Below are 12853 nucleotides of genomic sequence, written 5' to 3' on the forward strand. Positions count from 1 at the left end.
CTCTTTTCCAAAGGCTGAATGGAGAACTGAAATGACGTTACTTCGTGGTGATGATTTTTTTACTTCGCGTGCCGTGACGGTCGCGGTAGAACCGCGTACCCCACAGACGGCCTTTCCTGAGCACTATCATGATTTCTGGGAAATCGTGCTGGTGGAGCAGGGCGCAGGCGTCCATGTGTTTAACGATCAACCCTATGCGCTGTGCACTGGGTCGGTGTTCTTTGTTCGCGATAACGATCGGCATCTGTTTGAAGACGTAGAAGGGCTGTGTCTGACCAATATGCTGTACCGCTCGCCGCGTGGCTTCCGCTTTCTTTCCGATATTGCCGCGTTTTTACCGTATGGCGCGAACGGCGAGTGGCAAGGGCAGTGGCAGGTGAACGCCGCGGGAATGCAACAACTGAAACAGTCGATGAACAGTCTGGCGGAGCTGGCACAGAGCGATGCACCGGAAGCGATTGCCGCCAGCGAGAGCCTGTTTTTGCACATTCTGGTGCAACTGCGTCAACACTGCTTCCAGACGCAGGGCAACGGCTCTGAACATCAGGGAGTACAGGCATTACTGGGGTGGCTGCAAAACAACTACAGCGAAGAGGTTAACTGGGGCGGTTTGGCTGACCAGTTCTCGCTGCCACTGCGTACGCTGCACCGCCAGCTAAAACAACATACGGGTATGACACCACAACGGTATCTGAATCGGTTAAGATTACTGGAGGCTCGTCGGCGGTTGCAGCAAAGTGATGACTCCATCACCACTATTGCGCACGCCTGTGGATTTAGCGATAGCAATCATTTCTCGACGCAATTCCGCAAGGCATTCTCGCAGGCACCTAAGTCACTACGACATCAGGCGTTTTCTCGTGAAGGGTAGGTAACAGCAACTGCGGGTGAGGGAATGGCAACAGCAATTCGGGGTTTGAAATTACAGACTGAAGACTATTTCCTGACTGACAAGAATGCTGTGATGGTCGCCGAACGCCATCCGCAGCCTGTGTTTCCGCTACATCATCATGATTTCGACGAACTGGTGATTGTCTGGCGTGGCAATGGCCTGCACCTCTGGAATGATGTGCCTTACCGCATCACTCGCGGCGATATGTTTTATGTCTCCGCACACGATCGTCACAGCTATGAATCCGTCCATGAGCTTGAGCTGGACAACATTCTCTATATTCGCAACCGCCTGACGTTATCCGCCGACTGGCAAACGTTACTGCCGGGTGGAGAACTTCCACAAAGCCAGCGCCACTGGTGTTTAGGCTCGGAAGGCATGGATACCATCCGCGAGAAGGTAGACGCGTTGACGCAGGAGTGTATGAAATCGGATGCACTGTCGCTGCAACTGAGTGAGGCGCTGCTGTTGCAGATTGCGCTGCTGGCAGCGCGTTATCGCCATTCGCCGGATAGCCCACAGTTGGCGGACGCCCACCAGTTGGATATGTTGATGAATGCGCTACGTGCCAGCATTGCTGCGCCGTTTCGCTTTGAAGCCTTTTGCGAACAGCACCACTTCAGCGCCCGCAGTTTACGCTCGCGCTTTAAAGAACAAACCGGAATGAGCGTGCCGCATTACCTGCGCCAATTGCGGCTGTGCAAAGCGATGGAGCTGTTGCGCTACGATCTGCAAACCATCGGCGACGTTGCTGCTTTGTGCGGCTTTGAAGACAGTAATTACTTTTCTGTCGTATTCCATCAGGCGTTCGGCGTCTCGCCCAGCGCCTACCGCCAGCGCTTCCTGAATACGGAGTGACTGCGATTTTTAAGTATCGATAGTGATGAATCAATGGATAGTTAATAGTGGTAGCGGCATGCGGCGATCATCATGGCATCATCTGTGATGGCATACACCAGACGATGTTCTTCGGTGATACGGCGCGACCAGAAACCAGCAAGATTATGTTTAAGTGGCTCTGGTTTTCCTTTTCCTTCAAAAGGTGTTCTGCGCGTCTCTTTTATTAATTCATTGATCTTTTTGACCATTCGCTTATCGATGTCCTGCCAGTACAGGTAGTCTTCCCATGCTTCTTCTGACCAGATTAGCTTCACTCAATGATATCTCTTTCTTCGCCATTGCCAGCCTTAAGGCTCTCAATTGAATTCATCAGCCTTTTTGCATTTGCTGGTGAACGCAGTAAATACGCGGTTTCCTCTAGAGAATTATACTCTTCCAGAGACATAAGCACGCAGGCCTCACCATTCTGTCGAGTGATCAGAATGGGAGCACGATCTTCGACGGTTTTCATCATTGTCGCTGATAGATTTTGACGGGCTTCGCTGTAGCTAATTGTACGCATCTGTACCTCCTGTTTGTACTTGTCATTGTACAATGGTGTTGCGTTTTTAACCACTCAATCCTTCTTCGACAAAACTATTCCGCCACCGTCGAGAGCAGCAGCCGCGTGTAAGGGTGCTGCGGCTGGTTGAAGATCTGTTCGACTGGCCCGGTTTCTACGATATCCCCATCTTTCATCACCGCGATACGGTGGCTCATATGCTGCACGACACCCAAATCGTGCGAAATGAACAGCATCGTCAGCCCCAGTTGACGCTGCAACGCGACCAGTAAATCCAATACCTGCGCCTGTGTGGTGACATCCAGTGCCGATACTGGCTCGTCGCAGATCAGAATGTCAGGATCTGAAGCCAGTGCCTGTGCGATAGAAACGCGCTGACGTTGCCCACCAGATAACGCGGTTGGACGTCGGGTTAGCAGATCCGGTGTCAGCCCGACATATTCCAGCAGCGTCAGAATACGTCGCTGTTTTTCATCGTCGCTAAGATCGCGACGCAAGCGTAGCGGCTGGCGCAGAATCTGGGCGACGGTAAATTGCGGATCGAACGAACTAAGCGGATCCTGCGTGATCGTCTGAATGCGGGCTCGTAGCGGTCGGCGTTCGCGCTCCGTCAGCACACTCCAGGCGTTACCCGATAGTCGGACTTCGCCGCTGTCCGGTTTTTGTAGTGCGAGAATGACTTTCCCCAGCGTGGTTTTGCCCGAACCTGATTCCCCGACGATACCGAGCGTTTCGCCCCGTTTGATCTGGAGAGAAACCTGATTGACCGCCTGCATCCGGCTACCGTCTGGTCGCTTGAACGACACCGAAATTTGATCTGCCGTGAGTGCAATAGTGTCGTCTGTGCGGGCATGATTTGCTGGCAGAGACGCGGCTGAGGGCGCAATGCCGTTCTGTAATGGATCGACACCGGCCAGCCATTTTCCACGCGTAGAAGCCGTTGGGATCGCTGCCAGCAGCTTGCGGGTGTAGGGATGTGTCGGCGCTGACAGGAGTTGTCGTGCCTCGCCGCCTTCTACCAATGAACCTTGTTGCATCACGATAACGCGATCCGCGACGTCTGCGACAACCGCAAGATCGTGAGTGATCAGCAGAACGCCATGCCCAGCCTGTGCCAATGCGGTGAAGACTTTTAGCACTTGTTTCTGCACTGTGGCATCCAGCGCGGTGGTCGGTTCATCGGCAATCAGCAACTGTGGACCGGCTGCCAACGCGGAAGCAATAAGCGCACGTTGGCGCAGGCCGCCAGACAGCTCGTGCGGATACTGGGCTGCCCGGTTTTCAGGATCGGGAATGCCTGCTTTTGTCAGGAGTTCGGCGACGCGGGCGGGAATCTGCTCGCGGGGTAACAGGCGGTGAGTCAAAATCGGTTCGGCGACTTCCTGCCCGATCTTGCGCAGCGGATCGAGAGAGACCAGCGCATCCTGCAAAACAAAACCGATTTCACGGCCGCGAATTGCTCGCCAGTCGCGATCGGTCAGGTAGCGTAAATCACACAGGCTGCCGTCATGGCGTGTGAGCTCAATCGCGTTTGCTTGAACATCGACGCCTTCGCCGGATAACCCCACCAGCGTGCGTGCGGTGACGGATTTCCCTGAACCTGACTCGCCGACCAGCGCCAGAATTTCACCAGCATTCACCTGAAAAGAGAGGTTTTTAACCGAACGAATGGGACCGAAAGGACTAGGAAAGGTGACGCTCAGGCCATCTACGCGCAGCAGTGGCGTTTTCGCCGGTGCCTCTGAAGAAGAATGAGAGGGGTGAGGACGTGGGTTCAGGCTCATCGTGCATCTCCTTTGGCCAAAATAGCCTGTAAACGACGCCCCAGCAGCGTAATGGATATCACCGACAGTGCCACAACGCTGGCAGGCAGCAGGCTGACCCACGGTGCGATATCAAGGAAGTTACGCCCGTCGGCGAGTAGCGCGCCCCATTCGGCGGTCGGTGGAACGACGCCTAACCCCAGAAAGCTCAGCGCTGAGGCGGATAGCACCGCGTGGCCGACGCCAATGGTGGCGACAATCAGCAGTGGGCGCAGCGTATTGGGGATGATATGGCGGAAGACGATGTACAGCGGGTGCTCGCCCAGCGCAATCGCATGTTCAACATAGCCGGAAAGCCTGACTTGCAGCACCTGAGAGCGGATCAAACGCGCATAGCCAGCAATCCCCGCCAGACCGACGGCCAGCATGGTGTTTTCCGGACCGCGTCCTAACACGGCGATCACCAGCAACGCCAACAGCAGATCGGGAAACGCCAGCATGATGTCCAACAGGCGTACCAGAAGCTGACGAATGCGCAGCGGTGCGAGCACCGACAGCGTACCAAACAGCACACCGCCGAAGCAGGCGATCAGCATCGCGCCGACCCCAATACCCAGCGACAGCGACGTGCCGTGAACGATGCGGGAAAAAATGTCGCGTCCGAGTTGATCCGTGCCGAACCAATAAGTGGCATTTGGCGACTGAAATACCGCGCCCATATCCATTTCATCTGCGGTGCGGCTGGTAAACAGCGACGGAAAAAAGACTGCCAGCGCCAGCAGGAAAACAATAGCGGCAGGCAGCAGCGTCGCCGTGCTCAGCCACGGGCTACGATAGGTTTTTCTTGATGGCGTCTGTGTGAAGGGCATCGGTTCACTACTCATGGGCACTCGCCTTCTTGCGTAAGCGGGGATCGATGAGAAGGTACAGCGCATCCACCAGCAGATTGATGACGACGAATAGGAAGGCGGACAGCATCACGACGCCCAGCACCAGCGGCATGTCGCGGTTTTCAATCGCGCTCAGCGTGACCTGCCCGATACCGGCGCGGCCAAACACGGTTTCAGTGAGTACGGAGCCACCGAGTACACTTGCCAGCAACGTGCCAGTTAGCGTTGACGCTGCCAGCGCCGCGTGACGCAAACCGTGACGGAAGCGTAATCGGATTTCGCTGACGCCGCGTGTGCGCACGGTTAACGAGAATGGCTGGGAGAGCGCATCTTCAAGACCGTCGCGCAGTACCTGGCTAAGAATGGCGGCAATCGGCAAGCCGAGGGTGATAACGGGCAACACCAGCGACATAAAACCATCGTTGCCGGTGACAGGGAACCATTGCAGGCGAAAACTGAACAGGCTCAACAGCACGATACCAATCCAGTAGACCGGCGTGCTAAGCAGTGTCAGTTCCAGCCACGATACGGCGGTACGCAGCGGCCCATAGCGGCCTGCGGTGAGCAGCGCGCTGGTGATGGCGAGGAACAAAGCCAGTATCAGACCACCGATCGCCAGCGGTAGGGTCTCATGCATCGCGTCGCTAATGACGTTGCCGACAGGCAGACGGTAGAGATAACTGACGCCAAAATCGCCCTGTAGCGCCTGCCCGCAGTAGCGCAAATATTGCACCCACAGCGGCTGATCGAGCCCAAATTGTTTGATGAGTACGGCACGATAGGCTTCATCCACCACGTTATCGCCGCCGCTGAGAATAGCGACCGGATCACCGGGGATAAGTTTGACGGCAATAAACGTCAATGTGGCTGCGCCCCAGAGCACAGCCAAAATGGTGAGTAGACGTTTGCCTAGCGCGTACAGGTTAACGTTTAATCCAGACATCATAGAAGTTCGGTTTTGCGTTGGTCGCCCAGCTTATGCCCTGTACCTGTTTGGACAGGCCGAGTTGATAGGCTGGAACATACAGAGGAACTACATATGCCTGATCGATAACTTCGTTTTGTATCTCGGTATAGAGCTGTTTACGCTCTGTTTCGCCCGCGCCGATAGCTTTTCTCAGTTTGTCATTCAACACGCTGATGCGGGTAAAGTTGTTGCCGTTCGGTGGCGCATAGGCCGAATCGAAGACGGTACGCAGAATATCCGGCTCTGCACGCACGAAGAAGTTGGACGCGATGTCGTATTCGTTAGCGTTGGTGCGCGTAGTGAATTCACCCGCATCGACCGGCGTTAACTGGACGTCAAAGCCTGCTTGTTTCACCTGGAATTGCACGGCCTGGAACAATGCGACGTCGGCTGCTTCCACATTGGTGGTGGCATAGACGAAGCTAACGCTCAGGCGTTTGCCATCTTTGGTGCGATAGCCTGCGCTGTCTTTCTGTTTCCAGCCGGCGTTATCCAGCAGTTCGTTGGCCTTTTTCACATCAAAGCCCCAGCGGGATGCGACGCTCGGATCGTAGTACAGCGTGGCCGGGCCGAGGACGTTATTGGCGGCTTTCAGCGTACCGAAGAAGGCGACTTTCACCGCTGCGTTGGTATCCACGGCGCTCTGGAATGCCTTACGCACCGCGACATCCTGGAAGGGGCCTTTGGTGGTGTTGAGATAGAGTACGCGGTTAACGCCTGGGTTTTCATAGGTAATGACTTCCAGTTTCGGATTGCGCTTCACTGTGGGGAAATTGGCCGGTGGTACGGCGTCAATCGCCTGAATCTGACCGCTGCTCAGCGCGCCAAGACGGACAGAGGCTTCCGGCAGATATTTGAACACCAGACCATCCAGATAGGCTGGGCCAGTATGTTTGGCATAACCCGGACCCCAGTTGTAATCAGGGCGTTTTGTCAACTTGCTGCCGCTGCCTTTGACAAAGGAATCAAGAATAAATGGCCCGGAACCTACCACAGTATTGCTGGTGTTTGGCGTGTTCTTCAGGTAAGTCGGCGACTGAATGCCCAGATATGGCAGGCTCAGCCCCTGTAACAGTGGCGCAAACGCCGAGCTGTAGTGGATAACCACCGTGTAGGCATCCGGCGTTGAGATCTTGTCGATAGGACCTAGCAGTGATTTGGCATAGCTTGAGGTGGTTTTCGGATCGAGAATACGCTCAATGTTGTATTTCACCGCTTCCGCATCTAGCTTGGTGCCGTCGCTAAACGTGACATCTTTACGCAGATGGAAGGTGTATTCGGTGTTGTCATCGTTAATTTTCCAGCTTTCCGCCAGCCAGGGCGTAAAGCGGTTATCTTCTGCCTGTCCTACCAGTGAATCGACCACGTTACGGGAAATCAGCGCTGTTACGCCATAGGCTGTAATGTGCGGGTCAATAATCGGCGTATCGCTACCCAGCCCTACATTCAGAATACCGCCAGACACTGGTTTTTCACCGCTTTGTGCGGCGTAAGCACCGGGATTGAGTGCGAAAAGCAGCGAGAGTAATCCTGCTGCGAGGGTCGTAACTTGCTGGTGATTTTTTTCCATTCCCTGTGTCCTTTACGATGACATGAGGCCATACACGGCGGTCTGTTCGCTACTCTAGGGGGCGGCCTTATGCATGTAAAAGAATAAAAATGGATTTTCAATTCCATAAAAATATATATGCGAAAGGTGGTAAGTCGTTTCTGGAAAACGTGTCCCAGCAAGGGATTGCCGATGACTACAGCGGAATCCGAGTCAGTAAGCGTGACCAAACATTTCTGATTATGTAGGTGTAGTATGGCAGTTATGTCATCAGGATGGGACGTCATGGGGAATAGTTGCAGTATTCAGGCGCGAGGAGCATGAGTTACTAAAATGTAATTGTTTCACAAAAAAATAACCTAACTATTTTATATTAACTATTTGTTGGCGAATTATCATTCAGTTCTCTCGGAGTAAATATACATTTTGTATACTTTATCGAATTTGGTTTTTCAATTTTTGAATAAAAATTTCACAAAAAAGCAACTCATGATTGACTCTCATCATTTTATAAAATTAAAAAACGGCATTCCTAATAACAAAATGTACTAGAGAGATTGTTCTATATATCAATTAACCTCTTTATAAGTACATGATACCTATGTAAGACTATAACCTTTAATAGTTAGATTGGTAAAAAAATGAACTTTTTTGAACAAACTCCTCCATCCCGGAGACGCTATGGATTAGCTGCTTTTATTGGTTTGATTGCAGGTATTGTTTCATCCTTTGTAAAGTGGGGCGCAGAAAATCCGCTTCCTCCACGTAGCCCTACCGATATGTTTACTAGTGCTTGTGCACCTGAATCATTGATTAGAGCTGCCGAGCAAATTGATTGCTCCCGTAATTTTCTTAACCCTCCCTACATATTCTTACGCGATTGGCTTGGGGTCGTTGATCCTAATGCGGCTGTTTATACTTTTGCCGGCCACGTGTTCAATTGGGTTGGTGTGACTCATATTATTTTCTCTATTATTTTTGCTTTAGGTTATTGTGTCGTTGCAGAAGTATTTCCTAAAATAAAATTATGGCAAGGGCTGTTGGCTGGTGCGCTGGCTCAACTGTTTGTCCATATGATTTCATTCCCATTGATGGGTTTGACTCCTTCTCTGTTTGTTCTCCCGATGTATGAACATGTATCAGAAATTGTGGGTCACCTGATTTGGTTCTGGTCTATTGAGATTATTCGTCGTGATTTACGTAACCGTATGACTCACGAGCCCGATCCAGAGATTCCTTTGAATGCTTCACGATAAATCGTGATTTTATTTTAGAGATATAACCTATTGCGATGCTTATTATTTTCTAAAAATAAGTTCGCAGTAAAAATTTAAGTTTATTCCAAAACGCCCTGAGACTCTCTCAGGGCGTTTTGACTTTCTGGTTACAACACATCTAACCGCTCGGTTTTCCTGGCGAATCTGATGAAACGCTTATGTGGCCATGCCCAGACCGACAATATTTGCCGCCAGAATAATGACCACGCAGCCGAGAACTAGCATACGTACCGGTTTTTGACCCACGGCTTTCCACTCTTTAAATAGTAACCCGACGATGCCGCCGCACAGGACGTAGAAGCTCATGTGCAGCATCCAACTGATGTAGGTGTAATCGGCCGGAATATTGGCATGTCCCCATGCATAAAAGAAGAACTGCAAATACCACATGACGCCGCCCAGAATGGCGAAGAGCGCGTTGGCAATCAGCAACGGTTTGGCCTGTGCCAGATCGGCTTTTAATGAAATTCCCTTGCAGGTCGCCAGACGGATGAAGCAGAAACCCAGATTGACAATGACACCGCCGCCCATAATCACCACGTAGCTGGGAAGTGCGACATACAGTGCATTGAGCCCCAGCTCTTGTGCTGCGGAGTGCATGGGTTTAGCTGCATCCATCGCAAAAGACATACCTGCGGAGAAGATGCCGCACATCACGGCCAGAATCAGCCCTTTTTTCAGGTTGAATTCCTCGGCGCGAATACCGAGCGCACGCTCTTTCAGTAAACCGGCATAGCTGACAATCGCGACGCCAATGACTGCGACCAGCACGCCCAGTAACGTCATGCGTCCGCCTGCCGAGCCAAACAGAATGGAGAACTTGCCTTGCAGGACGGGCGTCATCAGCGTACCGATAATCAGCGTCACGCCGATGGCGATACCGATGCCCATCGACATGCCAAGGTAGCGCATCGTCAGGCCGTAGTTGATATTGCCGATCCCCCACATCGCGCCGAAGAGAAAGACGGGGAGTAGGGTCGCCATATCGAATGAACCGTAATAACGCCAAAAATCAGGTAGTAGCCACCAACTGATGCTCCAGGGCAGGATAATCCACGAGAAAAATCCGCCCAGTGACCACATGGTTTCCCACGACCAGTTCTTGACCTGCTTAAATGGTGCATAGAAGCAGGCTGCACTAGCCGCGCCGATGAAGTGCCAGAAAATACCAAGAAGAATAGGATTGCTCATGCGTAACCCCTTGTTTTTACTTTGTAGTAAGCCTGTTTCCGGCTCTGAATGTAGAGTGCGGTGTATGCGTGTTGCCAGACCTGCTGGCGCTAAACAGTGTAGAAAGGTGAAAAAATGTGCACCTTCAGATGCGTGCCACGAGGCGGAGAGGGGCGGCATCGGTTTGAAGGTTGATACAGGCAGGATCACAAAACGCGGAGTTTATCCCTGAACGCGCGATAAGGCAGAGCATTCTGTAAATGGTGCATTCTGCTCAAGAATTGATTAACACCACAGCAGGACTTTTCGCTATTATTTCCCTCTTTTCCTCCTGCATATAGTGAGTTATGGAACGTTTTATTGAGAATCTGATGTACTCATCGCGCTGGCTGCTTGCCCCCGTTTATCTTGGGCTATCGCTGGGATTGCTGGCGCTGGCGATCAAGTTTTTCCAGGAGGTGTTCCACGTCCTGCCTAATATCCTGGATATTGCTGAAGCAGATTTGGTGCTGGTGCTGCTGTCACTGATCGACATGACGCTGGTCGGCGGATTGCTGGTGATGGTAATGCTGTCCGGGTACGAGAACTTTGTGTCGGCATTAGACATCACCGATGGCAGAGAAAAGTTGAACTGGCTCGGTAAGATGGACTCCGGCTCGCTAAAAAATAAAGTGGCTGCCTCGATTGTCGCTATCTCGTCGATCCACCTGCTGCGCGTGTTCATGGACGCCCGTAATATCCCAGATAACAAGCTGATGTGGTACGTGATTATCCATTTGACGTTTGTGCTGTCTGCACTGGTCATGGGGTATCTGGATCGCATGTCGCGTTACGAAAAAAGCAAAACGGCATAACGAACGCCGCACGGTTTGCGTAGCCAGATGAAAGAACAGATCCTATTGTTAACGAAGTGATTTTATCAATATGCTTTGTTTAACGGAGGATATTATGCCGCAAACCGATCGCATTAACCGCCGTGTGGTTCTGGCTCAGCGCCCGCACGGCGCGCCAACACCAGAGACTTTCCGTCTGGAACAGCAGCCTGTCCCACAGATCGATTCAGGACATATCCTGCTGCGTACGGTGTTTCTCTCCCTTGACCCTTATATGCGTGGCCGCATGAGCGACGCCCCTTCTTATGCTAAACCTGTCGAACTGAATGACGTGATGGTAGGCGGGGCAATCAGCCGCGTGGTGGCGTCAAAACACCCGGATTATCAGATCGGTGATTGGGTGCTGTCCTTCAGTGGCTGGCAGGATTATGCAATTTCCGACGGCAAAGGGTTAACCAATCTGGGCCAGTCGCCGACAAATCCTTCTTATGCGTTGGGCGTGCTGGGTATGCCGGGCTTCACTGCGTATATGGGGCTAACGGATATCGGCCAGCCTAAAGCAGGTGAAACGCTGGTGGTGGCCGCCGCGACCGGCCCGGTCGGCGCGACGGTTGGGCAGCTCGGGAAATTGAAAGGCTGTCGGGTTGTTGGTGTGGCGGGGGGCGCGGAAAAATGTCGCTATGCGGTTGAAGTACTGGGATTTGATGCTTGCCTCGACCACCGGGCGGATGATTTTGCCGAACAGCTGAAACAAGCCTGCCCGAAGGGAATCGATATCTACTTTGAAAACGTCGGCGGGAAAGTCTTTGACGCCGTGCTGCCGCTGCTGAATACCTCGGCGCGTATTCCGGTGTGCGGATTAGTCTCTGGCTACAATGCCACAGGGCTGCCGGATGGACCGGATCGTTTACCGCTGCTGATGGGGACGATCCTGAAGAAACGTATTCGGATGCAGGGATTCATTATCTTTGATGATTATGGTCATCGTTTTGGTGAGTTCTGGAAGGATGTGTCGCCGTGGGTGGAAGAAGGTAAGATCAAATACCGCGAAGAGATCGTCGACGGATTGGAAAACGCCCCCGAAGCCTTTATCGGCCTGCTGCATGGCCGCAACTTCGGCAAGTTAGTGGTCAGAGTCGGACCCGATGCCTGATACACCAGACTCGCCGCTGCGGCGGCGAGTTTTGCACTCGGCAGACAGAGTGTGTTACCAGTACGGGCAGATAGTCACACGTGTATAGAAACTGCCTGAGTAATACATGAGAATAACAAGGTAAGTAATTATTCTTGGTGGTGTTCTTTTAACCAAAAGAAAAGGGATAGACAAAGGGATGATAATGAAATTTGAAAAACTATCAGCATAACTTCTCGGGTTTTCACAGAAATTTTTAAGTGAGTTGTCACCAAATAGCCATTCATATTCGATTGTAGAAAAAGCATGGATTAAAAAAAGACACAAGGCAGAATAAGAATAAAAATAGATGTTATCGATGTGATTTTTTTTTAACATACTTTCAAATTCCTTTTTGAATCCTGATGAAAAATTAATCTTACTATTTAATAAACGAGATATCAATCGTTCTATTTTTATCATCTTGTATTAAATTAACCTCATCATGTCCTTTTATCCATACTTCACTTATATTTCCGTAACTCCATGGGATGCTTTTGGATTTTTTAAATCCAAGCGTCTCTATATATTTTACCAATTCAGTTTTACGCCCAGGCATTGGGTTATAAAAAACTACGCCATTGGTTAATCGCCACGTGCCATCTGGTGAGTAATAGTAAAATTCGTAGTTGTCAGAAATAACAGGTGTGTTTTTTACTTCATCTAGGGGTAAAGTATAATGTGTAAAATGATCATCTTTTTTGTAGTGGTAACTTTCTTCGTAGAAGAATCCTGCGAAAATAACAAATATGCCAATTGAGATAAATAGTAAAAATATTGCTTTTATGAAGTCACTGTATTTAAATTTCAACAGGCTTTGTTGAATAAATCGAACTTTTGCCAAACGGCAGGATCAGATCACGCATCATCCTGATAATACAGGCAGTGCCGTGGCAAAGCAGAAGTACAAAATCACCAACTGGAAGACCTACAATAAAG

The 12853-nt window shown here is 51.2% G+C and carries 15 protein-coding genes; 6 read left to right on the plus strand and 9 right to left on the minus strand.

The window, feature by feature from the left end:
* Positions 1-31 precede the first annotated feature (31 nt).
* Together rhaS and KP22_RS14340 are read left to right on the plus strand one after the other, a co-directional pair.
* Entirely contained in the window at positions 32-871 is an 840-nt protein-coding gene (rhaS, locus tag KP22_RS14335) for an HTH-type transcriptional activator RhaS (protein ID WP_039304446.1), read from the plus strand.
* 24 nt (positions 872-895) lie between these two features.
* Complete coding sequence (locus KP22_RS14340; RefSeq protein WP_039304449.1) at positions 896-1750, plus strand: helix-turn-helix domain-containing protein; 855 nt, start codon at positions 896-898, stop codon at positions 1748-1750.
* Between the two features lie 41 nt (positions 1751-1791).
* Here KP22_RS14340 and KP22_RS14345 read toward each other — a convergent pair whose 3' ends face one another.
* The 6 genes from KP22_RS14345 to KP22_RS14370 all read right to left on the minus strand — a co-directional run bounded on the left by KP22_RS14345 (position 1792) and on the right by KP22_RS14370 (position 7484).
* On the minus strand, positions 1792-2046 hold the full coding sequence (locus KP22_RS14345) for a Txe/YoeB family addiction module toxin (RefSeq protein WP_039282578.1): 255 nt from the start codon (positions 2044-2046) through the stop codon (positions 1792-1794).
* Positions 2043-2294 (minus strand): YoeB-YefM toxin-antitoxin system antitoxin YefM, encoded by a 252-nt coding sequence (yefM, locus tag KP22_RS14350; RefSeq protein WP_039324900.1) that lies wholly within the window; start codon positions 2292-2294, stop codon positions 2043-2045. The genes KP22_RS14345 and yefM overlap by 4 nt, the downstream gene beginning before the upstream one ends.
* A gap of 74 nt (positions 2295-2368) precedes the next feature.
* Positions 2369-4078: a dipeptide ABC transporter ATP-binding protein gene (locus tag KP22_RS14355; RefSeq protein ID WP_039324902.1), complete on the minus strand. Its 1710-nt coding sequence runs from the start codon at positions 4076-4078 to the stop codon at positions 2369-2371.
* Positions 4075-4941, minus strand: a complete 867-nt coding sequence (locus KP22_RS14360) for an ABC transporter permease (protein ID WP_039324904.1) — start codon at positions 4939-4941, stop codon at positions 4075-4077. Before KP22_RS14360 ends, KP22_RS14355 begins: the two co-directional genes overlap by 4 nt.
* Positions 4934-5893 carry an ABC transporter permease gene (locus KP22_RS14365; protein ID WP_039304461.1) on the minus strand — a complete coding sequence of 320 codons (960 nt, stop codon included), beginning with the start codon at positions 5891-5893 and terminating at the stop codon, positions 4934-4936. The genes KP22_RS14360 and KP22_RS14365 overlap by 8 nt, the downstream gene beginning before the upstream one ends.
* On the minus strand, positions 5871-7484 hold the full coding sequence (locus KP22_RS14370; protein ID WP_039304464.1) for an ABC transporter substrate-binding protein: 1614 nt from the start codon (positions 7482-7484) through the stop codon (positions 5871-5873). The genes KP22_RS14365 and KP22_RS14370 overlap by 23 nt, the downstream gene beginning before the upstream one ends.
* 620 nt (positions 7485-8104) lie before the next feature.
* On the opposite strand from KP22_RS14370, the gene KP22_RS14375 reads away from it, so the two are divergent.
* The gene (locus KP22_RS14375; RefSeq protein ID WP_039304465.1) at positions 8105-8719 is read left to right on the plus strand and encodes a YagU family protein; all 615 of its coding nucleotides are present in this window, start codon (positions 8105-8107) and stop codon (positions 8717-8719) included.
* A 177-nt stretch (positions 8720-8896) separates the two neighbouring features.
* Here the strand turns inward: KP22_RS14375 and rhaT are convergent, their stop codons facing one another.
* A complete protein-coding gene (rhaT, locus tag KP22_RS14380) occupies positions 8897-9931 on the minus strand; it encodes an L-rhamnose/proton symporter RhaT (protein WP_039324906.1) in 1035 nt (344 codons plus the stop codon).
* A 326-nt stretch (positions 9932-10257) separates the two neighbouring features.
* Here rhaT and KP22_RS14385 point away from each other — a divergent pair, with 326 nt between their 5' ends.
* Positions 10258-10764 carry a TIGR00645 family protein gene (locus tag KP22_RS14385; protein ID WP_039304471.1) on the plus strand — a complete coding sequence of 169 codons (507 nt, stop codon included), beginning with the start codon at positions 10258-10260 and terminating at the stop codon, positions 10762-10764.
* Between the two features lie 94 nt (positions 10765-10858).
* The gene (locus tag KP22_RS14390; protein ID WP_039324908.1) at positions 10859-11896 is read left to right on the plus strand and encodes an NADP-dependent oxidoreductase; all 1038 of its coding nucleotides are present in this window, start codon (positions 10859-10861) and stop codon (positions 11894-11896) included.
* Positions 11897-11950: 54 nt separating this feature from the next.
* Here the strand turns inward: KP22_RS14390 and KP22_RS21835 are convergent, their stop codons facing one another.
* Complete coding sequence (locus tag KP22_RS21835) at positions 11951-12337, minus strand: DUF2645 family protein (RefSeq protein ID WP_342342028.1); 387 nt, start codon at positions 12335-12337, stop codon at positions 11951-11953.
* A complete protein-coding gene (locus KP22_RS14395; RefSeq protein WP_244880035.1) occupies positions 12297-12758 on the minus strand; it encodes a hypothetical protein in 462 nt (153 codons plus the stop codon). The genes KP22_RS21835 and KP22_RS14395 overlap by 41 nt, the downstream gene beginning before the upstream one ends.
* On the opposite strand from KP22_RS14395, the gene KP22_RS22790 reads away from it, so the two are divergent.
* Positions 12739-12853 (plus strand): hypothetical protein (locus tag KP22_RS22790; protein ID WP_244880036.1); only part of this gene is annotated, 115 nt, incomplete at its 3' end. The genes KP22_RS14395 and KP22_RS22790 overlap by 20 nt on opposite strands.

Origin of the sequence: Pectobacterium betavasculorum (assembly GCF_000749845.1) — a bacterium.
GTDB lineage: Bacteria > Pseudomonadota > Gammaproteobacteria > Enterobacterales > Enterobacteriaceae > Pectobacterium > Pectobacterium betavasculorum.

Excerpts from the sequence above, each read along its gene's own strand:
- KP22_RS14385 (WP_039304471.1), top strand. The coding sequence starts at position 10,258 with ATGGAACGTTTTATTGAGAATCTGATGTACTCATCGCGCTGGCTGCTT.
- KP22_RS14360 (WP_039324904.1), bottom strand. The coding sequence starts at position 4,941 with ATGAGTAGTGAACCGATGCCCTTCACACAGACGCCATCAAGAAAAACC.
- KP22_RS14365 (WP_039304461.1), bottom strand. The coding sequence starts at position 5,893 with ATGATGTCTGGATTAAACGTTAACCTGTACGCGCTAGGCAAACGTCTA.
- rhaS (WP_039304446.1), top strand. The coding sequence starts at position 32 with ATGACGTTACTTCGTGGTGATGATTTTTTTACTTCGCGTGCCGTGACG.
- KP22_RS14375 (WP_039304465.1), top strand. The coding sequence starts at position 8,105 with ATGAACTTTTTTGAACAAACTCCTCCATCCCGGAGACGCTATGGATTA.
- KP22_RS14355 (WP_039324902.1), bottom strand. The coding sequence starts at position 4,078 with ATGAGCCTGAACCCACGTCCTCACCCCTCTCATTCTTCTTCAGAGGCA.
- KP22_RS14340 (WP_039304449.1), top strand. The coding sequence starts at position 896 with ATGGCAACAGCAATTCGGGGTTTGAAATTACAGACTGAAGACTATTTC.
- KP22_RS14390 (WP_039324908.1), top strand. The coding sequence starts at position 10,859 with ATGCCGCAAACCGATCGCATTAACCGCCGTGTGGTTCTGGCTCAGCGC.
- rhaT (WP_039324906.1), bottom strand. The coding sequence starts at position 9,931 with ATGAGCAATCCTATTCTTCTTGGTATTTTCTGGCACTTCATCGGCGCG.
- KP22_RS21835 (WP_342342028.1), bottom strand. The coding sequence starts at position 12,337 with ATGATAAAAATAGAACGATTGATATCTCGTTTATTAAATAGTAAGATT.
- yefM (WP_039324900.1), bottom strand. The coding sequence starts at position 2,294 with ATGCGTACAATTAGCTACAGCGAAGCCCGTCAAAATCTATCAGCGACA.
- KP22_RS14370 (WP_039304464.1), bottom strand. The coding sequence starts at position 7,484 with ATGGAAAAAAATCACCAGCAAGTTACGACCCTCGCAGCAGGATTACTC.